The sequence below is a fragment of the Hyphomonas sp. genome, assembly GCF_013823385.1.
GTDB lineage: Bacteria > Pseudomonadota > Alphaproteobacteria > Caulobacterales > Hyphomonadaceae > Hyphomonas.
The window spans coordinates 1-21,418 of sequence record NZ_PNMA01000007.1 but is presented as its reverse complement, the minus strand read 5'-3'; the positions used below and the strand labels follow the sequence as shown (position 1 = coordinate 21,418).

The 21,418-nt window shown below is 64.5% G+C and carries 24 protein-coding genes and 1 tRNA gene; 17 read left to right on the top strand and 8 right to left on the bottom strand.

Going from position 1 to position 21,418, the window contains the following annotated elements:
- Positions 1-5: 5 nt before the first annotated feature.
- The 3 genes from C0456_RS06250 to C0456_RS06240 form a co-directional block, all read right to left on the bottom strand.
- The gene (locus C0456_RS06250) at positions 6-1,016 is read right to left on the bottom strand and encodes an NAD(P)H-dependent glycerol-3-phosphate dehydrogenase (protein ID WP_291049683.1); all 1,011 of its coding nucleotides are present in this window, start codon (positions 1,014-1,016) and stop codon (positions 6-8) included.
- Between the two features lie 154 nt (positions 1,017-1,170).
- Positions 1,171-2,688: an acetyl-CoA acetyltransferase gene (locus C0456_RS06245; RefSeq protein WP_291049681.1), complete on the bottom strand. Its 1,518-nt coding sequence runs from the start codon at positions 2,686-2,688 to the stop codon at positions 1,171-1,173.
- A 106-nt stretch (positions 2,689-2,794) separates the two neighbouring features.
- Positions 2,795-3,793: a haloalkane dehalogenase gene (locus C0456_RS06240; RefSeq protein ID WP_291049679.1), complete on the bottom strand. Its 999-nt coding sequence runs from the start codon at positions 3,791-3,793 to the stop codon at positions 2,795-2,797.
- A gap of 192 nt (positions 3,794-3,985) precedes the next feature.
- On the opposite strand from C0456_RS06240, the gene C0456_RS06235 reads away from it, so the two are divergent.
- The 3 genes from C0456_RS06235 to C0456_RS06225 are packed head-to-tail and all read left to right on the top strand — an operon-like array spanning position 3,986 to position 6,563.
- On the top strand, positions 3,986-4,753 hold the full coding sequence (locus C0456_RS06235) for a YggS family pyridoxal phosphate-dependent enzyme (protein WP_291049677.1): 768 nt from the start codon (positions 3,986-3,988) through the stop codon (positions 4,751-4,753).
- A complete protein-coding gene (gene pdxY, locus C0456_RS06230; RefSeq protein ID WP_291049674.1) occupies positions 4,750-5,595 on the top strand; it encodes a pyridoxal kinase in 846 nt (281 codons plus the stop codon). Before C0456_RS06235 ends, pdxY begins: the two co-directional genes overlap by 4 nt.
- A 56-nt stretch (positions 5,596-5,651) precedes the next feature.
- Positions 5,652-6,563 carry a LysR substrate-binding domain-containing protein gene (locus C0456_RS06225; protein ID WP_291049672.1) on the top strand — a complete coding sequence of 304 codons (912 nt, stop codon included), beginning with the start codon at positions 5,652-5,654 and terminating at the stop codon, positions 6,561-6,563.
- Positions 6,564-6,629: 66 nt separating this feature from the next.
- Here C0456_RS06225 and C0456_RS06220 read toward each other — a convergent pair whose 3' ends face one another.
- Genes C0456_RS06220 through C0456_RS06210 form a run of 3 tightly spaced genes read right to left on the bottom strand, consistent with a single transcriptional unit; the run spans position 6,630 to position 7,939 of the window.
- Positions 6,630-7,238: a 2-hydroxychromene-2-carboxylate isomerase gene (locus C0456_RS06220; protein ID WP_291049670.1), complete on the bottom strand. Its 609-nt coding sequence runs from the start codon at positions 7,236-7,238 to the stop codon at positions 6,630-6,632.
- Between the two features lie 7 nt (positions 7,239-7,245).
- Complete coding sequence (locus C0456_RS06215) at positions 7,246-7,536, bottom strand: DUF1330 domain-containing protein (protein WP_291049668.1); 291 nt, start codon at positions 7,534-7,536, stop codon at positions 7,246-7,248.
- Positions 7,537-7,558: 22 nt separating this feature from the next.
- The gene (locus C0456_RS06210) at positions 7,559-7,939 is read right to left on the bottom strand and encodes a nuclear transport factor 2 family protein (RefSeq protein ID WP_291049665.1); all 381 of its coding nucleotides are present in this window, start codon (positions 7,937-7,939) and stop codon (positions 7,559-7,561) included.
- 204 nt (positions 7,940-8,143) lie between these two features.
- Between C0456_RS06210 and C0456_RS06205 the strand changes: the two genes are divergently transcribed.
- The 8 genes from C0456_RS06205 to C0456_RS06170 all read left to right on the top strand — a co-directional run bounded on the left by C0456_RS06205 (position 8,144) and on the right by C0456_RS06170 (position 12,811).
- Positions 8,144-8,596 carry a PaaI family thioesterase gene (locus C0456_RS06205; RefSeq protein WP_291049662.1) on the top strand — a complete coding sequence of 151 codons (453 nt, stop codon included), beginning with the start codon at positions 8,144-8,146 and terminating at the stop codon, positions 8,594-8,596.
- 80 nt (positions 8,597-8,676) lie between these two features.
- Positions 8,677-8,750 (top strand) — tRNA-Gly (locus tag C0456_RS06200).
- 200 nt (positions 8,751-8,950) lie between these two features.
- A complete protein-coding gene (gene crcB, locus C0456_RS06195; RefSeq protein WP_291049659.1) occupies positions 8,951-9,334 on the top strand; it encodes a fluoride efflux transporter CrcB in 384 nt (127 codons plus the stop codon).
- Positions 9,331-10,380, top strand: a complete 1,050-nt coding sequence (locus tag C0456_RS06190; protein ID WP_291049657.1) for an RluA family pseudouridine synthase — start codon at positions 9,331-9,333, stop codon at positions 10,378-10,380. The genes crcB and C0456_RS06190 overlap by 4 nt, the downstream gene beginning before the upstream one ends.
- Before the next feature lies 1 nt (position 10,381).
- The gene (locus C0456_RS06185; protein WP_291049655.1) at positions 10,382-10,645 is read left to right on the top strand and encodes a hypothetical protein; all 264 of its coding nucleotides are present in this window, start codon (positions 10,382-10,384) and stop codon (positions 10,643-10,645) included.
- Positions 10,642-11,322 carry an HAD-IA family hydrolase gene (locus tag C0456_RS06180; protein ID WP_291049652.1) on the top strand — a complete coding sequence of 227 codons (681 nt, stop codon included), beginning with the start codon at positions 10,642-10,644 and terminating at the stop codon, positions 11,320-11,322. Before C0456_RS06185 ends, C0456_RS06180 begins: the two co-directional genes overlap by 4 nt.
- Positions 11,323-11,577: 255 nt before the next feature.
- Positions 11,578-12,036: a hypothetical protein gene (locus C0456_RS06175; RefSeq protein WP_291049650.1), complete on the top strand. Its 459-nt coding sequence runs from the start codon at positions 11,578-11,580 to the stop codon at positions 12,034-12,036.
- Positions 12,037-12,082: 46 nt separating this feature from the next.
- Positions 12,083-12,811, top strand: a complete 729-nt coding sequence (locus tag C0456_RS06170) for an ATP12 family chaperone protein (RefSeq protein ID WP_291049647.1) — start codon at positions 12,083-12,085, stop codon at positions 12,809-12,811.
- Here the strand turns inward: C0456_RS06170 and C0456_RS06165 are convergent.
- Entirely contained in the window at positions 12,808-13,632 is an 825-nt protein-coding gene (locus C0456_RS06165; protein WP_291049644.1) for a DUF2145 domain-containing protein, read from the bottom strand. The genes C0456_RS06170 and C0456_RS06165 overlap by 4 nt on opposite strands.
- 4 nt (positions 13,633-13,636) lie before the next feature.
- Complete coding sequence (locus C0456_RS06160) at positions 13,637-13,984, bottom strand: hypothetical protein (RefSeq protein ID WP_291049641.1); 348 nt, start codon at positions 13,982-13,984, stop codon at positions 13,637-13,639.
- 256 nt (positions 13,985-14,240) lie between these two features.
- On the opposite strand from C0456_RS06160, the gene C0456_RS06155 reads away from it, so the two are divergent.
- The 6 genes from C0456_RS06155 to C0456_RS06130 all read left to right on the top strand — a co-directional run bounded on the left by C0456_RS06155 (position 14,241) and on the right by C0456_RS06130 (position 21,018).
- The gene (locus tag C0456_RS06155; protein WP_291049639.1) at positions 14,241-14,753 is read left to right on the top strand and encodes a hypothetical protein; all 513 of its coding nucleotides are present in this window, start codon (positions 14,241-14,243) and stop codon (positions 14,751-14,753) included.
- A gap of 156 nt (positions 14,754-14,909) precedes the next feature.
- Positions 14,910-16,442, top strand: a complete 1,533-nt coding sequence (locus tag C0456_RS06150; RefSeq protein WP_291049636.1) for an acyl-CoA carboxylase subunit beta — start codon at positions 14,910-14,912, stop codon at positions 16,440-16,442.
- A gap of 118 nt (positions 16,443-16,560) precedes the next feature.
- Positions 16,561-17,307 (top strand): DUF695 domain-containing protein, encoded by a 747-nt coding sequence (locus C0456_RS06145; protein ID WP_291049634.1) that lies wholly within the window; start codon positions 16,561-16,563, stop codon positions 17,305-17,307.
- A gap of 201 nt (positions 17,308-17,508) precedes the next feature.
- Complete coding sequence (locus C0456_RS06140; protein ID WP_291049632.1) at positions 17,509-18,420, top strand: hypothetical protein; 912 nt, start codon at positions 17,509-17,511, stop codon at positions 18,418-18,420.
- Positions 18,421-18,662: 242 nt separating this feature from the next.
- A complete protein-coding gene (locus tag C0456_RS06135; RefSeq protein WP_291049630.1) occupies positions 18,663-20,234 on the top strand; it encodes a hypothetical protein in 1,572 nt (523 codons plus the stop codon).
- Between the two features lie 10 nt (positions 20,235-20,244).
- Entirely contained in the window at positions 20,245-21,018 is a 774-nt protein-coding gene (locus tag C0456_RS06130) for a hypothetical protein (RefSeq protein WP_291049628.1), read from the top strand.
- Positions 21,019-21,418 lie beyond the last annotated feature (400 nt).

Below are 21,418 nucleotides of genomic sequence, written 5' to 3'. Positions count from 1 at the left end.
TGGGACTAGGATTTCACCGCTTCGGCCCTGACCGGGCGCATCAGCAGGGCGGTGATGGCCTCGTCCACGGTGATCTCGCCTTCGATGACGGCGGCGACGGCTTCGCAGATCGGCATTTCGATGCCGCGTTCGCGGGCGAGGCGGCGCAGGACCGGGGCAGTGGCGACGCCTTCGGTGACGGCGTTGCGGGCGGCGAGGATGCCGGCGAGGGGTTCGCCTTGGCCAAGCGCCAGGCCGAGGGACATGTTGCGGCTGGTTTCCGAGGAGCAGGTGAGGACGAGATCACCGAGGCCGGAGAGGCCGGTGAGGGTTTCCGCCTCGGCTCCGAGGGCGAGGGCGAGGCGCGTCATCTCCGCGTAGCCGCGCGCGATGAGGGCGGCATGGGCCGAGCGGCCAAGGCCCTTGCCAAGCGCGATGCCGCAGGCGATGGCGAGGACATTTTTCACCGAACCCCCAATCTCCGCCCCCAGAAGATCCGTGCCCAGATAGGGCCGGAAGGTGGGTGTGGATATGGCCTGGATCAGCTCTGTGCCGAGGATGGTATCTTCCATCGCGAGGGTGACGGCGGTGGGCAGGCCCTTGGCGACGTCGATGGCGAAACTTGGCCCGGACATGACGGCGGGGATCGCTTCGGGTAGCTCATCCTTGAGAACCTGCGTCATGAATTCACCGGTGGCGAGTTCGATGCCCTTCGAGCAGAGGACGACGGGCGTGCCGGGGCGCAGGCTGGCCCGCAGGGCGCGCAGGGTGACCCGGGTGTGTTGGGCCGGGGCGACGGCGAAGATGGCGTCGGCGGGGCCGAGGTCTTCGAGGCGGTTGGTGGCGCGGATTTCCGGCTTCAGCGGCACGCCCTTGAGGAAGGCGGTGTTTTCGCGGGCGGTGTTGATGGCGGCGGCGACTTCGGGCTCGAGTGCCCAGAGGTGGACCGTCTGGCCTTCGCGGGCGAGCATCTGCGCGATGGCTGTGCCCCAAGCGCCTGCGCCGATGACGCCGAATGTCTTGAAATGTTTCGTCATGCGGCCGGTTTTGGCCGAAGCCGGGGCGGGGGGCAAGCGGGGATACTCTTTAGCCCCTCATCCCCGCGAAGGCGGGGATCTCGCAAGGTCATTACCCGCCCTAGACCCCCGCTTTCGCGGGGGTGAGCGGGAGGAAGGGTTGAGGGGGGCGCTATCAGACGAAGGTGAACGTGCCCTGTTCGCCGTCTACGGTGATGGCGACCTTGCGGCCTACGGGACTGGCGTCTTCGCGCAGCACGGCGAGGGTGGCGGCGTCGGCATTGTTGGCGATGGCGCGGCGGCCATCGGCCAGGCGGGCGAAGATGATGCCGCGTTCCGGGCCGTCCTTGCCATGGGTGACGGTGAAGGTTTCGAGCGTCGCTTCGCAGGTTTCAGTGGCAATCCCGACCTGGCTGGTGGGCTTGGCGCCTTTTTCGGCGGGGGTGAATTTCGCCGGTTTGGTGGTGGAATAGACGCCGGCGGCTTCCTTGGTCATCCAGCCGCCATTGGCGAGGACGAGGCCGGAATGGCCGGGGTTCTCGCGCAGGCGGGCGACCATTTCAGCTATTCCGTGTAGGGAGTAGTTGTTGCCCGGGCCGCCGAAGAAGGGCAGGCCGCCTGTGAGGGTGAGCGGGCGCTTGTCGGTTTTCCAGTCGAGGCCGAGCGCGGCGGCACCGGAGAAGACGGCGCAGGGGAAGCAGGAATAAAGATCAAGATGGTGGATCTCGGCGCTGGTCTTGCCGGCCTGGGCGAGGGCGCGGGAGACAGCCGTGTCCATGGCCCAGGACCGGTCCAGCACCGGGCGGACGGAGATGTGGTCATCGCCGGCTTCGCCGCCGCCATGAAGGTAGACGCGCTTGGACTCGGGCACGCCGAGTTCGTCTGCCTTGGAGGAGGAGACGAGGATGGCGGCGGCGCCCTGGTTGACGGCGTCCTGCGCGATGAACCATTTCAGGAAGGGGTCTGCATACTCATAATTTTCGCGGGAGGGCGTGGAGAGGAACTCCACCGAATGTTCCTGCGGGAATTGCGAGTAGGGGTTTTTCGCGGCGACGGCGGAGAAGGGCTGGAAAAGCTCGGCCATGGCCTTGCGCTGGCCGGAGCGGCTGCGGCCTTCGCGGGCGGCGATGGCGTTTTCAAACAGGCCGTAAAAGTAAGCCGGGGTGACGAGGCCGTGCTTGATCTCGGGGCGTGAGAGCATCATCGGGCCGAGGCCGCGGTCTTCATAGTCGCGCGCGTCCTGGTCGGCCCAGTTGATCTCGACGCCATGCTTGCGGGCGCCCTTGGAGGCGCGGTTGGCCTCCGAGCCGGAGATGAGGACGGCTTCGAACTCGCCGTCATGGATGCGGCGGGCGAATTCGTTGACGAGGGCCTGCGGGCTCTGGCCGCCGACGGTTTCGTAGACGAGGTAGCCGGGGTTTGTGCCGGTTTCGCGGGCGAGCGTGCCGGGGAGGTTTGTGTTGTGGCCATGGGGGTGGTGGTCGCCGGGGACGGAGTCCTCGAAGATGCGCACGACGGCGAGGGCATCAATGGCGGCGGCGATGCCGGGGGCGCCGGTGTCAGCGAGGGCAGCTTTGGAAGCGTCTGCCATCAGGGAGAGCGGCGAGGGGGCGCCGGCCGGGTCCTTCTTGCCATCCCACTGGCTCATCGCCTGGCCAACGCCGATCAGGACCGGAAAATCACCTTTTGCCATTGCCCGCGCTCCTCAAATTCAAACAGGTCTGGTGCCCCGTTTAACGTGCGGTAAGCGGTCTTGGGAGCCCCGACGCAGGGGAAGGGCGGCAATTGCGACGACACTGTCAGGGATTGGCGCGCATGAAGTCTATGATCGCCTGGCTGAAGGCTTCCGGGCGGTGTTCCTGCAGGAAATGGCCGCCGCCGCTGATGGTGACATGCTTCTGGCCCTTTGCGCCGGGGATGCGGGTCTGGAACGGGGCCTCGCCGCCTTTGGTGACGGGATCGTCATCGGCAAAGGCGGTGAGGACGGGTTTCTCGAATTTCTCGAGGACGGCCCAGGCGGCGTCATTCTTCGCGCGTTCCTCGGCTGCGCCGGGGAGGAGCGGCACGAGCGAGGGAAAGCGACGGGCGCCGGCAAGATAGGTTTCATCCGGGAACGGAGCCTCATAGCCATCGAGGACGCTGTCGTCGGCAATGTCCGAGAGGAGACCGAAGACATCGCGGATGGAAAAGTCTGGCGCTTCGGCGGCATATTTGACCCAGAAGAGGAAGGCGCCGGGCGCGCCGGAACGGAAAGCGTCGCCGACATCTTTGGCGCTGGGAACGGGCACCTGCGGATAGAGCATGCCGAGCATTTCCGACATCTGCGGGGCGAGCTGTCTGGAATCCGGCAGGCCGGTATTGGCGACGGCGAGGCGGGCGAAGCGATCCGGGTGCAGGCCCACCAGGCGCAGGCCGAGGAGGCCGCCCCAGTCCTGGCAGACGAGGGTCATATCCGTGAGATCAAGCGCCAGCATCCATTGTTCGAGCCAGCCGACATGGCCGGAATAGGAATAGTCTTCGATGGCGCCGGGCTTGTCGGACTTGCCGAAGCCGATCAGGTCTGGCGCCAGGACGCGGTATCCGGCGGCTGTCAGCAGGGGGATCATCTTGCGGTAAAGAAAGCTCCAGGAAGGCTGGCCGTGGAGGCAGAGGATGATCTCACCGTCCTGCGGGCCTTCATCGAGATAGTGCATCCGGAGGGGCGTGCCATCGGCAGCTTTCACCTCCAGATAATGTGGCGCGAAGGCATAGCCGGCGAGGTTTTCAAACCGGGCATCCGGTGTGCGCAAGACTTTCATTCTGTTTCCTCCCAGGCCGGCTTTGGTATGTATTGGCATGACTCGTGCCATTTCCTTCTGCGCTTCGCAATAGGCATTTGAAAGGCGCCGCGAAGATGTCTCAGGGCGGGCGAGGAATTTTCATTTGACGCTGGGCAGCCTGGTTCATAGGCCAGCCGGGCGGCCTCTCGCAGGCCCGCAAGGGGTTTGACCATGAGCGACCTTTCTGCGGATGGCGCGCTGATTGCCGCCAATATTGAAGCCGTGAAGCAGCGGATGGCGGCGGCCTGCGCGCGGGTGGGCCGGGCGCCGGAGAGCGTGACGCTGCTGCCGGTGACGAAGACCGTGCCGGCAGAGCGGCTGCGGGCGGCCTATGCGGCAGGCCTGCGCCAGTGCGGCGAGAACAAGGTGCAGGAAGCCAGGGAAAAATCCGAGGCGCTGGCCGACCTTGATCTCAGCTGGTCTATCATCGGCCATCTGCAGACCAACAAGGCGAAATATGTGGCGCGCTTTGCCGATGCGTTTCAGGCGCTGGACAGCCTCAAACTGGCCGAGGCGCTGGAACGGCGGCTGGAAATCGAAGGGCGGACGCTGGACGTGTTCATTCAGGTGAACACCTCCGGCGAAGAGAGCAAGTTCGGGCTGGAGCCATCGGCGGCGGCAGGCTTTGCGCGGGCGTTGGCGCCATTCGAGCGGCTCAAGGTCCGTGGGCTGATGACACTGGCGATCTTCTCGGCGGAGGAAGCGGCGGTGCGCGCCTGTTTCCGGCGGCTGCGCGCGGTGCAGACAGCTATCCGCGAGGCGGCGCCCGGCGCCCGCGTGGACGAGCTGTCGATGGGCATGTCGGGCGATTTCGCATGGGCGATCGAGGAAGGCGCGACGCTGGTGCGCGTGGGGCAGGCGATCTTCGGGCCGCGCCCGCTGCCGGATGATCATTACTGGCCTGGCCTTGGCAGCAAACGTGAAAAGGAGACGCCGTGAGCGTCATTTCGATCCAGAGCCAGGTGGTATTCGGCCATGTGGGCAACAGCGCGGCGATCCATCCGATGATGGCGAACGGCGTAGAGGTCTATGCCGTGCCGACCACACTGCTGTCCAACACGCCGCACTATCCGACACTGCGCGGGAAGATACTGCCGCCGGATTTTGTCGCCGATCTGCTGACGGGGGTGGAGGAGCGGGGGTTGGTCGCTGCCTCGCGCCTGATGGTGACGGGGTATCTCGGCTCTGTCGGCAATGGCGAGGCGGTGCGGGATTTCGTAAAGCGCGCAAAGGCAGCCAATCCTCAGCTTACCTACATCTGCGACCCGGTGATCGGGGACAGTGATCTGGGTGTGTTCGTCGCCTCGGGCTTGCCGGAATTCTTCCGGGCGGAGCTGGCCCCGCTGGCGGACATCCTGACGCCCAACGCGTTCGAATTTGGCCTGCTGGCGGGGCTCGCCGGGCACAGCACGGAAGCGGTGGCCGCCGCGCTGAAGCAGGGCGCTTCGGTCTTGCCAGGCCGGATTGCCGTGACGGGGGCCATCCCCGAAGCAGCGCCCGGCTTCATCGACACGCTGATTGGCGAGGGCGGGGCGGTCTGGCGGATTCGTACGCCGAAGGTGGATGTGCGCCCGAACGGTACGGGCGACCTCTTCACCGGCGCGCTGACAGCGGCGCTCGATGGGCGCATGACGCTGGTCGAAGCGGCAGAGCAGGCAGTGGGAACCGTGTTCGTGGTGCTCTCTGCCATGCCAGCGGGCCAGCCTGGCGAAATGCCGCTGGCCGCCGAAGTAGCGGCGCTGCGCTGGCAGGGGCGTCCCTTTAAGGCAGAGCTGCTCTGACAGGCAGCGCTTGAAGGCGGCTTCCGCTCCGCACCGCCCGGCGCTAGGATTTCGCCATGCCTGACCAGATCTTTGCCTCCCTGCCGCGCCTGAATGTGCCGCTCAATGCCCTCCGGGCGTTTGAGGCGGCGGCGCGTCTGTTATCGATTAAGGAAGCGGCGAGCGAGCTGAATGTGACGCCGTCGGCGGTTTCCCACCAGCTGAAGGCGCTGGAAGAGGCCCTTGGCGTGGACCTGATGCGCCGGGTGGGATCGCGGCTGGAGCTGACGCCCGCAGGCGCGCGGCTGGCCCCGCCGCTGACCGAGGGCTTCGCCCGGATCGGCGCGGCGGTGGCGGACGTGACCGAAGAGCGGCGCAAGGGGCCGCTGCGGCTGACCATGCTGCCAACCTTTGCCGTGCATTGGCTCTCGCCCCGGCTGGCGCAGTATCCATTCGAGAAGGCGGGGTTTGAGCTCTTGATCTCCACCAGCCAGGAGGTGGTGGACCTGTCTGCGGGCGCCGCCGATGTTGCCGTACGCCATGGCGCGGGCAAATGGCATGGTCTGAGGGCGGATCGTCTCTTCCCGGAAACGGTGACGCTGCTGGCCGCGCCGTCACAGCTGCGCGGACGGGAACCGCGTGAGGTGGTGGCTGCGTCAAACCTCTTCCTGTCGCAATACCGGCCGCGCAACTGGGCAGACTGGAATGCCAGCCTGCCGGGCGGGCCCGTCTCTCCCGGCGCGGTGACGATGGTGGATTCCACCAGCCTTGCCCTGCGTGCTGCCGCCGATGGGGCGGGCCTGACGTTGGCAGGCTGGGAGATTGCCGAGGCAGACGTGAAAGCCGGGCGGCTGGCGCCGGTATTCGATCACCGGATCGAGGCAGGCGGGGCTTACTGGCTGGTCTATCCCGAGGGGCTGGCGACCGACCGGCGCGTGCGCAACCTGCGCAGCTGGCTGCTCGGTCAGCTGGAGGCGCCGGGCCGCTAATGCGTCAGTCGCAGCGCGGCGACCGGGAAGGAGAGGATGACTGGCCTGAAACGGGTGCGGACAGAATTACCAGCCGCCGCTGCGTGCCCAGTCTTCCAGCATGGGCAGGCGGTCCCAGCCCCAGAAGGGCTCCTCATCGATCATGAAGAAGGGCGAACCGAAGATGCCGCGCGCCACGGCATCCTCGCCCAGGGCGCGGGCGCGCGCCTTGATCGCGGCGTCTTCCAGGCCTGCGCGCACGGCGGCAGTGTCAAGGCCAAGAGCCGGGGCAATGCCCGCGACCGCTTCCGCATCGCTGGTGTCGAGCGCGCCGGAATAGTAGCGGCGGAACACCTCGCGGGCGAAGGGGGCTTCCCGGCCGGGATGGTTTGCCTCGATCCAGTAGAAGGCGCGGGTCGCGGGTAGGGCGACTTTCGGATGATCCGTTGGCGGATCGAAAGGCACGCCCCTGCGGCGGGCAGCGCGGGCCCAGTCATGCCGGGCATAATCTCCCTTCACGGGTGTGGAGGAAAGCCCGCGCATACCGGTAACCTTAAAGGCCGCGCCCAGCATATAGGGCCGCCAGAGAATGGCCCGGCCCGCACGGGCGCCGAGGGCGTCAATCTCCAGCGCCGCGAAATAGGCGTAACCGGAGGAAAAATCGAACCAGAATTCGATGGGGGATTTGTCTGTCATCTGAGATTTATCCAAAACCGTGGGCCATGATCACCGGGCCGGTTGTGGCCGCGAGCCTGTCCTGCGCAATGCGGCGGTAATCAGAAGAGCCTGCCCAGGCGCGGAAAGCTGCTTCATCCGGGAAGGAAAGAAGGATCACCTTGTCATAAGGCCAGTCGCCTTCTTCGCGCGCGGGGGCGTCGTCGGCGGCGAGCAGGCGGCCGCCATGGGCGGCCAGCACCGGCATGAACGCGTCCACATAGCGCTGATAACGGGCCCGGTCCCCGATCTTCAGCTGGGCGATGACATAGACAGGCATGGGGCGCTTCCTTCTTTCGGCATTACGGCATTTCGGCGCCATAGAAGGCTTCGCCGCGTACCTGTTTTCCATTCTCGAATACCATGAGTTCGGCCGCGCGCACCTGCCGCGCGCTTGTGCGGGACTGGTAGTGAACAAGCAGGCTCTGGGTTTCGGGGTCAACCTGCAGGGAGAGGGGCGTGAAATGCAGGGAACCGGCCCGTGCCAGGGCGCCCTGCCAATAGGCCTTCAGCGCCGGTTTGCCGCGAATGAGCGGGCTGCCCGTGACGGCGGCCGCGACCGGGCTGATGAACACGCCATCCTCCGCCCACGGCGCAATCACGCCGTCCACATCATGCCCATTCCAGTCCCTGATCCAGGCTTCGGCATGGGCGATCAGATCCGTGCGGGAGAGGGTCGTCATGGAAATGCATGTCCTGTCTGTTGGCGCGGCGACCTTCGCCCGGCGCCGGGGAGGCTGGCGAGTGAAGAAATCTCAGGCTGCATTGAGGGCGAAAGGCGCAAGGAAAAGCTCAGCTCACGCGCAATGCAGGATTTTTCAGTTTTCACAGGCAGCCAAACCGGGCGAGGCAGGGCTCCCCTACCTCCACCCTGAAGGCGCAGACCCATGAGCGACGACCCCTATCCTCTTCCTGCCGCCACGGAGCGGCGGGTGCGCGAGAGTTTTGCCCGGCAAGGGCTGATGGCGCATCTGGGCGCAGAGATGACGCAGGTGTCACGCGGCCGGGTGGTGATCGTGCTGCCCTTCCGGGAGGAACTCACCCAGCAGCATGGCTTTTTCCATGCCGGGGGCACTTCGGCGATTGCCGACTCTGCCGGTGGCTATGCGGGCTTCACCCTCTTTCCGGAGGGCAGCTCCGTGCTGACGGTGGAGTTCAAGATCAATCTCATCGCGCCCGCTGAGGGCGACTGGCTGGAGGCGGTGGGCACGGTCGTCAAATCCGGGCGGACGTTGACCGTGTGCACGCTGGAAGTGTTCGCCTGCAAGGGAGAGGCCCGCAAGCTCGTCGCCGTCGGCCAGCAGACGCTGATCTGCCTGGAAGGCACGCCGGACCGCTGAAGCGCCTCCCCTCACTGCCGGCCATCCACTGCCGGGAGGGCTTGATCTGAAACCTGTTCCCGATCAAATACGCGCCTCTGGCGGGTGTAGCTCAATGGTAGAGCAGCAGCTTCCCAAGCTGACGACGAGGGTTCGATTCCCTTCACCCGCTCCAGATTACTCCCAGCGCCGGACAGACAGGTTGAGGGACGCCACCCGCAGGGTGCCAGCGCGTCTGGTTAATGCCGGAACACGTTGTCCAGGAAGAGATTTTAATCTCTCTTGGGCCCTACGTGCCGGGCGGTATCTGGTCATGTGTGCCTTCTCTGGGGTGCAGGCTGGCGTAATCGGCGGCCTCGGCGTAAAAGGCGCGCCATGAACGGAATTCTTCTTGTTGCCCTCGGCGGCGCCATCGGCGCGAGCCTGCGCCATGGCGCAGGCGTGGTGGCTGTGCGCTTTCTTCCGCTCGGCTGGCCCTGGGCGACCGGTTTCGTAAATCTGGCTGGCAGCTTTGCCATGGGCATCCTCGTTGGATGGCTGGCGCTGAAAGCAGAAGGCGCCAGTCAGGAATTGCGCCTCTTCCTTGCGACCGGCGTCCTCGGCGGGTTCACGACGTTTTCGGCATTTTCACTCGAGATCGCCAACATGCTGCGCTCAGGCGAGACGCTGAAGGCCGGGCTTTACGCCCTGCTTTCCGTTTTGCTCGGCGTGTCGGCCCTCTTTATCGGCCTCTGGATGGCCCGCAGGATATTCGCATGAGCGGACAAATCATTACTGAAACCGTGTCGGAAAAGGAAACCGGCGCGCGCCTTGACCGCTGGCTGAAGCGGCGCATGAATGTGACGCAGGGCCAGGTGGAGAAACTGCTCCGTACCGGGCAGATCCGCGTCAATGGCGGCCGGGCGAAAGCCAATACGCGCCTTGAAACGGCGGATGAAGTCCGCTTCCCGATCTTTGCCTCCGAAGATGCCGGCGCGCGCAAGGCGGCGACGGCACGCAAGATTTCCGAGGAAGACCGCGAATTCCTCCGCTCGATCATCATCTATGAGGATGATGACATGCTGGCGATCAACAAGCCGTCTGGCCTCGCGGTTCAGGGCGGTTCTGGCCAGGGGCGCCATGTCGACGGTCTGATCGCGGGCATGGAAGAAGACGGCCACCGGCCCGTTCTGGTCCACCGGCTCGACAAGGACACCTCCGGCGTTCTGCTGCTGGCCAAGCATCCGGCCGCCGCCGCGCGGCTGACCGAACTCTTCCGGGGACGGGAGATGGACAAGGTCTACTGGGCTGTGACCGTCGGCGTGCCGAGCCCGCAGGCGGGCCAGATCCGCTGCTGGATGGTGAAAGGCGTGCCTGACATCAATGAGCCGTCCGGCTATCGCCCGGTGGACCCCTACGCCACGAAACGCCGCGATGGAGACCGTGAACGGATGATCCGTTCGGCCCAGGGCGTGGAAGGCGCCCGCCATGCGATTACCGACTATGCCGTCGTCTCCACCGCCGGGCCGAAAGCCGCCTGGGTGGCGTTGCGCCCGGAAACGGGAAGGATGCACCAGCTGCGTTTCCATATGCTGGAAATGAACACCTCGATCCTGGGCGACCATAAATACAAGTCGCGCCGCGAAGTGCCCCAGGGGCTCGCCGAAGGGCTGCACCTGCACGCCCGCGCGCTGATCATCCCGCGCGAGCATGGCAAGCCGATCAAGATCATCGCGCCGCTGCCCCCGCACATGAAAGAGACCTTCGAAACGCTGGGCTTCCTGGAACAGGAGGCGGGCAAGGACCCGCTGGCCCCGTTTATCTGACATGCTCGGCAGACTGTCCTTCTGGATCAATGTGGCCCTCGGCGCCGGGCTCAGCGGCGCGGTGTTCGTGATCTACATGTTCTTCTCGCGCGGCATGTGCCGGGCGGCGCTGGAATTTGCGCCGGCCTGCACGCTGGAAAGCCGCTGGCAGGCCTTTCTGCTCAACTGGGACTCGGCGCTGTTTTTCCTTCCCATCGCTCTCTGCATCGGCGCGGTCGTGGGCATGCGCCTCGAAGCGCGAAAAGGCCGGGAGACCGCCGAGTGAAGCTCACCGAATTGCGCCTTGCGATCTGGGATGTGGACGGAACTCTCGTGGACAGCCGCGATGTAATCCAGGCCTGTATGGAAACCGCCTTCCGGGGCGCGGGTCTTCCGCCGCCGGACTATGACGCCACCCGCCGCATCGTCGGCCTCAGCCTGACCGAAGCCCTCTCAACGCTGGCCCCGCCCGACATTGGCGCAGACCGGCTGGCGGCGCTGGTGGAGGCTTACAAGCAATCCTTCGTCATCCACCGCACCACGCCCGGCCATCATGAGCCCCTCTATGCCGGCGCGCTGGAGCTGCTGGACCAGCTCAAATCCGATGGCTGGCTGATGGCCGTGGCGACGGGCAAGTCCCATCGCGGGGTTGAGGCACTGTTCGAGAAACACAAGCTGCGCCATTTCTTCGATACTGTCTGGTGCGCCGATGATGGCCCCGGCAAGCCGCATCCCTTCATGGTGGAGCAGGCGATGGGCGCGCTTGGCTGCGGCCCGCAGGAAAGCCTGATGATCGGCGACGCGATCCATGACATGGCGATGGGCAAGGCTGCCGGGGTGCGCGCGCTGGGTGTCAGCTGGGGCTTCGGCAAGGCCGAGGAACTGGCTGCTGCCGGGGCTGATGAAGTGCATCACGAGTTCACCACGCTGACCGAAAGCCTCCGGGCATTTGCCTTCGCCTGAGGCGGCGCAGAATCATGCGAGCCTGGCCTGAGCCCAGATAAGACGCGGCGCGCGCCACCCCACTTTCTAACCCCTGGGCTTAGCCAGGCATTCTGTAGCGGCGCCAGCAGATCCGCCGCTCGGTTTAGTTGCTTCCCGGCGGGGGCAGTTGAGATTTTTACCGATTGTTAGGAACATTTGCCGCAATCGGCGCGTTAAGGGAGAAATGTTCTCCCAAGAGTGTGCCGTGCTGGGCCAAGCGCAATCGATAGAACCATGAAAACCCTCATGATAGAGTTGGCAATTGCCGGGGCTGCCCTGTTCGCCCTCGGCGCGTTCGTGGTGACCCGGCCGCAGGCTGCCGAGGCCGTGCAGGCATCCGCGCTGACCCAGTTCACCCAGGCGGATTTTGCCGCCTTTGACCGTAATTTCGAGCTGGATGGCGACACCTGCAAGGTGGGCCTGAGGCGCGACCGGCTCTGCTTCGGGCGCTCGCCCGTCGAAGACATTCTGGCGCCGGGCATGACCCTGCCACCGGAGGTGCCGATGGTTGGCGCCGAATTCCGCGTCATCGTGGTCACCGAGCTCAAGGCGGAAAATCTCCGTACCATCCGGTTTGGCTGGTCGCTAGCTCTGGTTGATCCCGATACCCGGCAGGTTGCGGATGTGATGTCCCTCTCCGCGCCAGCCTTCGAAAAGGCTCGCCCCACAGCGGTTTACCCAACCGCGCCCTAGCCCCGGCGGGCTTGGAAGCGGGGGCTGTTCGTCGTATGGGCAGGGTATGACCGCTTCTCCCTCCGCCAATGATCGCCCCAAACGTTTCTACAAAGATGTGACTGTCGAGCCCGCCGAAGGCGGCGGCTGGCAGATCCTGCTGGATGGCCGAAGCATCAAGACGCCGGCCCGCGCCCTGCTGCGCCTGCCCACCGAAGCGCTGGCTGAGGAGTTGGCCGAGGAATGGGCCGGGCAGAAATCCCATATCGACCTTCTGAACATGCATCTGACGCGGCTGGCCAATGTCGCCCTCGACCGCGTGCCGGAGCTGCGCGAGGAAATGGCCGAAGAGGTCGTGCGCTATTGCGAGACCGATCTGCTCTGCCACATGGCCGAGGAACCGTTCGAGCTGGCCGCCCTGCAGGAGGCGCGCTGGTCGCCGGTGCGCGACTGGGCGGCTGAAAATCTCGGCGTCATCCTGATGACCACCGAAGGCATTATCGCCGCGCCCCAGCCCGGCGCCTCGCTGCAGGCGGCGCGGGACTATGCGCTCAGCCTCGATGATTTCCGGCTGACCGCGCTGGTCTATGGCTGCGGCATCTATGGATCGGCGCTGCTGGCGATGGCGCTGACCGAGGGGGCGCTGACGGCAGAGTCTGCCTTCCATCTCTCCCGCATCGACGAAGAGTGGCAGATGCAGCGCTGGGGCGAAGACGAAGAAGCCCGCGCCGCCGGCGAGGCCAAGGAAATCGAATCCGACGCCCTTGGCCGCTGGCTGGAGGGCCTCGCCAGCTAGCTGGCGATACCCGTTTCCCTGTCGAGCACGAACACCTCTCGCAGATAGCCATGGGCCTGCATGAAGGCAGCAATGCTTTCAAAGGTGGCCGTCCGTACTTTGCCCTTGTGATCGTCGGACCGCAGGCGCGGATCTGCCATCGGCGCAAGGAAACGCTTCAGCCCGCTTGCGTCCCGGACAACTGCCGGTTCGAAATAGGCGCCGAGGTTGACCTTGATCTGGGCGTAATTGTCCGTTTCCCACACAGCGGCGGCAAGCACGTCCAGCAGGAATTCCGTGCAGTTCTGGTAGCGGGCGTCCGCCGGATTGGCGATCAGGGTATATTCCGGAACATGCAGCGCTTCATAAGTGGGTGAAGCAATGACACTATAGAGGCGTTTCTGCACCTCCACCGCCGGAATGATAACGGCGACATCATCTTCCTGGCTTCCCGCCACGAAGTCGAAGGGGAAATCCTGCACCAGGCGTGAGCGGGATTTGGGCAAGGTCTCTCCGTCGCCGCTATAGAGATTGTAGACGGAATACCCCATCACTTCGCGTCCATCGGGCGAGAGGGACGGTTGATACACCCAGAATGCGCCATGGGTGTAATTGAAGCCCTCCGGCAGCTTGGCGCGCGGGCGGCCGGTGCGGAACACGATGGCGACGCGCGCGCCTTTCGCGGCAAGGGCCGTTTCAATATCCTTCGAGAAGCTGGCAGCCTCCTCCGGGGTAAACCGTCCGGAGACGGTGCTTTCTGAGGAGTCGAAGGCTGCCGCCGGGGGCGCTGCAGAGAGGAAGAGGATGGCAAGGCCGGCTGCGGCCAGAAACGAGCGTATCATCGTCCTAGTCCTCGCGGCGTGTTGCAGGGGCCGTCAGGGCTGGCGGCGGAACCGCTGTCAGCACTTCATCCGATACCGTGAGCGGTTCGTTGGCAGCTTCCCAGAATTCTTCACCCATCCAGCTGGCCGACTCGCCAACGGCGGTGGTCAGCCCGTCGACGGCCTGCAGGGGAATGGCGATGGCGCCCAGGGTAATCTGCGCGCCTGAGGCGGCGAGCCGCGCGGAGGCTTCGGCGCTGTCGCCTGAGGCGGTGGAGGCGTTCTGGAAGCTGTCAGCAAAGGCGCCGTCAGCAACAAGGGCAGCGACCAGAAGCGTGGCAATACAGTAGGGGGTAAGCGGGCGATTGGCCATGAGGGGCATCCTTCTGTGAGACGGGCGCGGCAATCCTTGCCCGCCGGACCGGATCACGCGCCGCAATGTGCAGTTTGTGATCAATCATTCACTTGCTTTGAAATGAGGCAAAAATAAGGCAATGTGAGTGATTGATTATTAAATGTTGACGGGATCCTGCGCCGCCGCTTTCCTGACAGCCAGATGAACCGGGCTGAAACCGGGAATGAACGCGCGCTTCAGGGCTGGTTTGGTGAGGGCGTGTTTTTCTGTTCCCATGATGAAGCCCATCAGAACTCTTGGAGCCGCCGTCGTTGCGCTTGCTGCGCCGGCGCTCTTCGCCCTCCCGGCAGCCGCAGACGGCCCGCGCGGGACCATCGCCAAGGTCGAGACGCCGCTGCTCGGCGCGCAGGTTACCCTCAGCGCAGGGGCTGGCTACCGGGATGATTTCCGCAGCCCGCGCTATAATGGCCGCAATGAATGGGGCCAGACCGACCGGCAGGTGGCCGAGCTTCGCCGCGACGCTGTTCAGGCCTGCCGCTCGGCAATCCGCACGGAAGGCTTCCGCGCTGGTTTCCGCGAGGTCGACTTCGACAAGGACCATTGGGCCCGCCAGCTCGGACCGCGGAATTTCTTCGTCACCTTCCAGGAGGTCGAGTTTGAAACCGGCCGGCGCGATATCGAGGCGCGGGTTGATTGCGAGGTGCGCAATGGCCGCGTCACCCAGGTTTCCGGCATCCCTCACAACCGCGATTACCGCAAGGGACCGCCTCCGGGCCGCCGCTGGTAACGCTACGTAACCCCTAATCACCGGAAAGCGCCCCAGGCCTGGAGCCCTGGGGCGCATTGCTTTGTTGACCCTGCGCGAGCTTGCCAAGCCTCGCGGAGTGGCTATTCAGTCACGCGGAAGCATCAAAAATCTGACGGATTGAAGGAGCAGCGCGGCATGCAGGATCTCATCGAGGCTCTGGAGCAGAAACGGGCAGATGCCCGCATCGGTGGCGGCCAGGCCCGCATCGACAGCCAGCATGCCAAGGGCAAGCTGACCGCGCGCGAGCGCATCCAGGTTCTCCTCGATGAGGGCAGCTTTGAAGAATACGACATGTTCGTCGAGCATCGCTGCTCCGATTTCGGCATGGAAGAGCAGAAGATTCCCGGCGACGGCGTCGTCACCGGCCACGGCACCATCAATGGCCGCCTTGTCTATGTCTTCTCCAAGGACTTCACCGTGTTCGGCGGGTCGCTCTCCCGCGCCCATGCCGAGAAGATCGTCAAGGTGCAGCAGATGGCCGTCAAGAATGGCGCGCCGGTGATCGGCATCTTTGATGCCGGCGGCGCGCGCATTCAGGAAGGCGTCGATTCGCTGGCAGGTTATGCCGACATCTTCATGGAGAACGTGCTCTCCTCCGGCGTCATCCCGCAGATTTCCGTCATCATGGGCCCCTGCGCCGGGGGCGACGTCTATTCGCCCGCGCTGACCGACTTCATCTTCATGGTGAAGGACACCTCCTACATGTATGTGACGGGTCCGGACGTTGTGAAGACCGTGACGAATGAGGAAGTCACCCACGAGACGCTGGGCGGGGCTTCGGTCCATGCCAAGAAGTCCGGTGTGGTCGATGGCGCGTTCGAGAACGACATCGAGGCGCTGATCCAGATCCGCCGGCTGATCGATTACCTGCCGGCCTCCAACCGCGACAAGCCGCCGGCGCGCCCGGTGCATGACAGCTTCGACCGGCAGGAAATGAGCCTCGACACGCTCGTGCCGCCCAATCCGAACACGCCCTATGACATGAAAGAGCTGATCACCAAGGTGGTCGACGAGGGCGATTTCTTCGAGATCAGCCCGCAATTTGGTGGCAACATCATCTGCGGCTTCGGCCGGATCGAAGGCTCGACCGTCGGCGTGGTGGCCAACCAGCCGATGACGCTGGCCGGCGTTCTGGACATTGACGCCTCCCGCAAGGCCGCCCGCTTCGTGCGCTTCTGCGACTGTTTCAATATTCCGCTGGTGACGTTCGTGGACGTGCCGGGCTTCATGCCGGGCACCAAGCAGGAATATGGCGGCCTCATCAAGCATGGCGCGAAACTGCTGTTTGCCTATGCCGAAGCCACCGTGCCGAAAGTGACCGTCATTACCCGGAAGGCCTATGGCGGCGCCTATGACGTGATGAGCTCCAAACACCTGCGCGGCGACGTGAACTATGCCTGGCCGACGGCCGAGATCGCCGTGATGGGCGCCAAGGGCGCGGTCGAGATCATCTTCCGCAAGGAAGCGGGCGATCCTGAAAAGCTCGCCGCGCGCACCAAGGAATACGAAACCAACTTCGCCAACCCCTATGTGGCCGCCAAGCGGGGCTATATCGACGACATCATCATGCCCCACAACACCCGCAAGCGGATCGCCACCTCGCTCCGCACGCTGAAGAACAAATCCCTCACCAACCCCTGGAAAAAGCACGACAATATTCCACTCTAGGGGGAGTGACATCTGACGGGATCGCCGCCACGCTGAAACCAGTGCTGGCGGCGATTTTGTATCTGGCGATAGAATGCGCGAGCCGGCACACCGGCCGTACCAAGGAGGAGACGCGGCGATGGCCGAAGACGCATGGCGGATGTATTTCGCGGAGATGGGCGGCCTGCCCGCTTCCATCGTGTTCAATGACGGCATTGCCAAACGCCTCGGCGATCTGCCGCTGACCCATGCGATGAAAATCCGCATCCCGCTGAAATCCCCGCGCGGGGATGGCATGACGACGCGGGAGGAAGCCGGCCCCGTCAACCAGCTGGACGAAACCTTTGACAAGATCATCACGGCCCATGGCGGGGAATATCTTGGACGCGTGACCAATAATGGCGTCCGCTGGGTTCTGGCCCTGATCCCGGCGGGCCCGCGCGAGCTGGAAGCGGCGCTGAATGCAGCCGCCGCCGAAGCCGGTTACGCGGCGGATATCCATGTCGAGCCGGACCCGGAGAAAGCCGTCTACTGGCAGGACCTCTACCCCACCGAGGATGACCGGCAGGTGATGGTCGATATGGAAGTGCAAAGCGCGCTGCAGCAGCAGGGCGATGACCCCGCCAAGCCGCGCGAGATCGGCCACTGGATCTATTTCCGTGAAGAGGCTGCCGCTCAGGCCTTCGCCGGATGGGCCCGCGAGACGGGTTACCGTGTTGATTCTGTCGCCCCGGCGCAGGAGGCGGCCCCTCTCTGGCTCGTCCGGATGGCCCATCATGGCACTTTGCAGCTCAACGACATATCCGGCCATTCCCTGACCATTTCTCGGCGGGCACGGGAAGGCGGCGGGCAATATGATGGCTGGGAAACTCCGGTCACTGTGTAATAGCCACTACAGGTTAGCTCACTTCCGCCAAACGGGTGCTGCTGAGTATTTGTACCCGGAATGGTGGCGGCCGGGAACAATCAGTGCCGGGATAAACAGGTTTCATTCGAAATTATTGCGCCTGAAGGGCGACTCAAGCATTTCACCTGAAACGTGCTTCCGGTATGTAAAACGCCAATGGGATTGCCTGATAATCAGCCGTTGCCTGTGAGGGCAAACCAACTCGACCAGGTCGGGGACAAGAAACGCGTGTTGCGGTTCTGGCAGACGGCTGGAATCGGCGCGGCAAATCACCGTCTGGAATACATGCAGTTTGGCGGGGATCACCTGCGCCCGCTGGTCTTCCTGACCTCGATCGAATACCCGATGAGCCCCCCCTGGGGCTTCTGTATTGATGCGGCCAATTCCGGTTTCGGGGTCTACAGCATCCGCCGGCCGGGCTTCGGGGCCTCTGCCCCCGTCGCCGGCATCGATCAGCAGGCGGCCATCATCGAGGCCTTCTTCGATGAGGCGGGGCTTGAGAACATCGTTCTGGTGTCGGTCGGGTCGGCCAATCCGGTGGGCGCGCGCCTGGCGCTGAAATCCCGCCGGGTGACGTTCAACGTGTTCGCCAACTGCGTGTTCAACCGGGATGTGATGGGCGAGTTCCGCCCCGCCTGGTTTGGCCGCCTCCTGTCGCAGACCACCGAAAGCCGGGCGGGCGCGCGCATCTCGCTGGGCGCCATCCGCCAGGCGGGCCGGCAGTTCGGCAGCCAGTGGTTCTATCAGACCTGCTTCCAGAAAAGCCCGGGCGATGTCGCCTATGTGAAAACCTATCCGCGCGAGATGGCCGAGGCGTGGGACATCGCCAGCGCCATCACCGCAGAAACCTGGCAGCAGGAATTGCAGCCCTCTCTGAAGGGCGACCCCTTCCTGCGCGATGGCCTCTTTTCGTCGGTGCCGGCAATGGCGATTTCCGGCTTCGAGACGACCGACAGCTGGAAGCGGGGCTTTGAAAGCGAGGCCGCCCGCCTCGGCGTGCCGGTTTCCTATCTTACCAGCGGAGACATTCTCGTGCCCTACCAGTCGGGCACGGAGCTTCTCACCCTGCTCAAGGCAAAGGTTGCCGCCTGAGGGCAATCTGGCCACAAGTGTTAGCGGGATATTATTGCGGCGCTGTGGCCTGCCGGACACAGGCATTTGAGCTTGCGGCGCTAAGGCCTTGAGAAGATGGCAACTCGCCCCCTCCAAAATTTGTCCGTTAACAAACATTACGTTTTGGCGAGGCGGCGTCATGGTTAGAACCTTGTTAAGCCTCCGGCCAGACCCTCATCGTGGGCTGAATAACAGACGCTTTCGCAGGCGAGAGGTTCGCGATGAACAGGAAAACTGTGCGCTGGGGCACGGATACGGGATTTGAGAAGAAGGTGAAATCCTTCGAGGACCGCAATGAACCGTCCGCTCACGGATTGAGGGGGAAGCGGGCGAAGGGGGATCTGGGCTTGAGCCGTGGCATCACCCGCAAGGAAGCCCGCCGCGACGCGGCCGATGCGATCCCTGTCTCCGAAGCGATCACGCAGGATCAATGGAGCGAGCGCGAGCAGCTGATTGCCGAGCGCGCCGAAGAGGTGCGCCGGGGGCTGAGCACGTGGATGTCGTCCACGGCCGCCAGCGTGCGCAACTATATCCAGGATCAGACGCCCTCGGACATTCACCCCGACCAGCTGCGTGAGGCAATCAAGGCCGAAGAACATGAGTATCGCCATTATGAGGTGGACGATACCGAAGACGCGCGCAGCAGCCATTCGGCTGCCATCATAGAGCTGCAGAGCTTCCGCCAGCGCCACGGCGCGCAGATTGGCGAGCGCACGCCGGATATCAAGAAGAATGTCGAGCAGGCCATCGCCATCCTGATGTTCGTGATGCTGGTTGAGGGCGCCTTCAATGCGCTGCTGTTCAAGGATGCCCAGTCCTCGGGGCTGCTCGGCGGGCTGATGATCGCCTTTGGCGTTTCGGCCGTGAACGTGCTTTTCGGCGTTGTGGCGGGCTTTTTCGGGCTGCGCTATCTCAACCATCCGGCCCTGCCGGCGAAGATCGCCGGCGGCATCATTGCCGGGGTCTGCATCCTTATCGGCATCTTCCTCAACTTCTTCGTGGCGCACTACCGCGACGCGGTGGAGAGCGCGCTGGCGGCGGCAGAGGCGGCTGGCCGGCTGGCGGAATTCTCTATGTTCGAAATCCCGCCCGGCGCCGTCATGCGCGAGATGTTCCCGAACATCTTCAGCCTCGACAGCTTTGTGGCGCTGGCCCTGCTGATCCTTGGGCTGACGGTCTTCTCCATTGCCGTCTATGAGGGGTATGACCGGATCTCTGACAAATATCCCGGCTATGGCCGCGTCTGGCGCAAGGAGCGCAAGGCGTATGAGCGCCGCCAGCAGCTGCGGGAGGATTTGCGAAGTGACCTTTCCGATTATTTCTCTGCCAGCCGATTGTGGTTTGAAACCCAGCTTTCCCGCCATGGCCAGGCCAAGCGCGAGATCGAGAAGGCGATGAATGTGATCGAGGCGCGGCGCGATATTGCCGTGGCCGTGGCGGCGAAGGCGGCCGATCAGGAGCGCGGCCTCAAGGTCGCCTACCGGCAGGCCCACCGGCGCCAGCGCAACCAGCTGCGCGACAGGCTGGGCGAGCAGGCAGCCTGCCCGGCCTATTTCGACGAGATCCTGACGCCGCAACTGCCGCCCTTCGATTTCAGCAAGGAACGCGCGCAGGCCAACGCCGCCATCAAGACGATCGAGCAGAACATCACCGCCCTGAACCTGACGCGCGAATGGCTGGAGACGCATATCCAGCATGTGCAACAGGGGCTGTCTTCGGTGGAGAAGAAGGTGGTCGAGGAGATTGCCAGGGTGCGCGACGCCAAGGGCGGCGACGCCAAGAAAGCCGGCTGAGGAGGCCGCCATGCCAAGACGCAAGGAAAGAGGCCCCTGGTTCTGGCGCGGCGCGATTGCGCTGATGCTGACATCCGTATTCGGACTGTTTGCGGCCGCCGCGATGAACCAGCCCCCGGCCACCGACAGTGAGACCAATTGCCGGATGGACCGGCAGGACCCCTCCCACACCCTCATTCTGGTCGACCAGTCTGACCCCTTCAACGCCACCGATATAGCCTGGGTGCGCGCGCTGCTGGAGGATGAGGCGCGGGCGCTGCCGAAATATGGCCGCCTGACGCTGAGCGTGCCCAATGCGGCTTCGCCCTTTGATCCGGTCACGGTCTGGTCTGGCTGCTCGCCGGGCAGCGCGGCGGGCGCCAATCCGGTTTTCCAGAACCCGCGCATGATCGAGCAGGCCTGGCAGGCGAAGTTCCACAAGCCGCTGATGGCGCGCACGGAGGAAGTGCTGGTGGATACGGTCGCGCCGAGTTCGCCGCTGATGGAGGCGATGTTCACCCTGGGCGACCGGCCGGATTTCCAGGCCGGCGTGCCGGCGCGGCGGCTGATCCTGGTGTCGGACCTGATACAGCATTCGAAGGATTTCTCGATGTACCGGGCGGGCGCCGCCTGGGAGGCGTTTGAAAGTTCTCCCCTGATGGACCTGCGGCCCGGCCTTGAGGGCGTGGCCGTGGTCGCCCGCGTGGTGCCCCGTCAGGAATATGCTCTGCCGCTGGGCGAAGTGAAAGCCTTCTGGCAACGCTGGTTCCAGGATACCGGGGCGGAATATGGCTCGGTGACGTAAGGGCGCGTCTCCATACATCTGTATCCGGACTGGCGGCGCCATCCGGGTTCGGATCAGTTCAGGTGGCTCACGGGGTGGAGCCTGCGCGGCGGGCGCCGCGGCGCCCGAAGAAGAAATTGTGTTTGCGGTGTGGGCACCTCGCCCGCCGCGCACTGCCGCCGGAGTTTCGGGCAGTTTTCGGGATGACTTCGGCGCTGCCAGGCCTTGACCACTTACCCTCACTCTCGTGACCTTGGATAAACACCAAGGCGGGCCAGTCGGGATTCTCTACCGGCTTTTTACTCCGGCTTGCCTGGATCAACGTCCCTAGAGAGGTTGCGGGCCGTTACTCCCACCGCCTCCCATCCTCCGGGGCGACCCTCCCCCCAAACCGAACGGTACCGGCGCGGCTCCTGTGGGG

Coding starts and splice junctions, on each gene's coding strand:
- C0456_RS06220 (WP_291049670.1), bottom strand. CDS start 7,238: ATGACAGACAAATCCCCCATCGAATTCTGGTTCGATTTTTCCTCCGGT.
- C0456_RS06165 (WP_291049644.1), bottom strand. CDS start 13,632: ATGATACGCTCGTTTCTGGCCGCAGCCGGCCTTGCCATCCTCTTCCTC.
- C0456_RS06150 (WP_291049636.1), top strand. CDS start 14,910: ATGCAGGATCTCATCGAGGCTCTGGAGCAGAAACGGGCAGATGCCCGC.
- C0456_RS06210 (WP_291049665.1), bottom strand. CDS start 7,939: ATGACGACCCTCTCCCGCACGGATCTGATCGCCCATGCCGAAGCCTGG.
- C0456_RS06235 (WP_291049677.1), top strand. CDS start 3,986: ATGAGCGACCTTTCTGCGGATGGCGCGCTGATTGCCGCCAATATTGAA.
- C0456_RS06130 (WP_291049628.1), top strand. CDS start 20,245: ATGCCAAGACGCAAGGAAAGAGGCCCCTGGTTCTGGCGCGGCGCGATT.
- C0456_RS06160 (WP_291049641.1), bottom strand. CDS start 13,984: ATGGCCAATCGCCCGCTTACCCCCTACTGTATTGCCACGCTTCTGGTC.
- C0456_RS06250 (WP_291049683.1), bottom strand. CDS start 1,016: ATGACGAAACATTTCAAGACATTCGGCGTCATCGGCGCAGGCGCTTGG.
- C0456_RS06225 (WP_291049672.1), top strand. CDS start 5,652: ATGCCTGACCAGATCTTTGCCTCCCTGCCGCGCCTGAATGTGCCGCTC.
- C0456_RS06135 (WP_291049630.1), top strand. CDS start 18,663: ATGAACAGGAAAACTGTGCGCTGGGGCACGGATACGGGATTTGAGAAG.
- C0456_RS06155 (WP_291049639.1), top strand. CDS start 14,241: ATGATGAAGCCCATCAGAACTCTTGGAGCCGCCGTCGTTGCGCTTGCT.
- C0456_RS06190 (WP_291049657.1), top strand. CDS start 9,331: ATGAGCGGACAAATCATTACTGAAACCGTGTCGGAAAAGGAAACCGGC.
- C0456_RS06215 (WP_291049668.1), bottom strand. CDS start 7,536: ATGCCTGTCTATGTCATCGCCCAGCTGAAGATCGGGGACCGGGCCCGT.
- C0456_RS06185 (WP_291049655.1), top strand. CDS start 10,382: ATGCTCGGCAGACTGTCCTTCTGGATCAATGTGGCCCTCGGCGCCGGG.
- C0456_RS06245 (WP_291049681.1), bottom strand. CDS start 2,688: ATGGCAAAAGGTGATTTTCCGGTCCTGATCGGCGTTGGCCAGGCGATG.
- C0456_RS06205 (WP_291049662.1), top strand. CDS start 8,144: ATGAGCGACGACCCCTATCCTCTTCCTGCCGCCACGGAGCGGCGGGTG.
- C0456_RS06175 (WP_291049650.1), top strand. CDS start 11,578: ATGAAAACCCTCATGATAGAGTTGGCAATTGCCGGGGCTGCCCTGTTC.
- C0456_RS06145 (WP_291049634.1), top strand. CDS start 16,561: ATGGCCGAAGACGCATGGCGGATGTATTTCGCGGAGATGGGCGGCCTG.
- C0456_RS06170 (WP_291049647.1), top strand. CDS start 12,083: ATGACCGCTTCTCCCTCCGCCAATGATCGCCCCAAACGTTTCTACAAA.
- C0456_RS06240 (WP_291049679.1), bottom strand. CDS start 3,793: ATGAAAGTCTTGCGCACACCGGATGCCCGGTTTGAAAACCTCGCCGGC.
- crcB (WP_291049659.1), top strand. CDS start 8,951: ATGAACGGAATTCTTCTTGTTGCCCTCGGCGGCGCCATCGGCGCGAGC.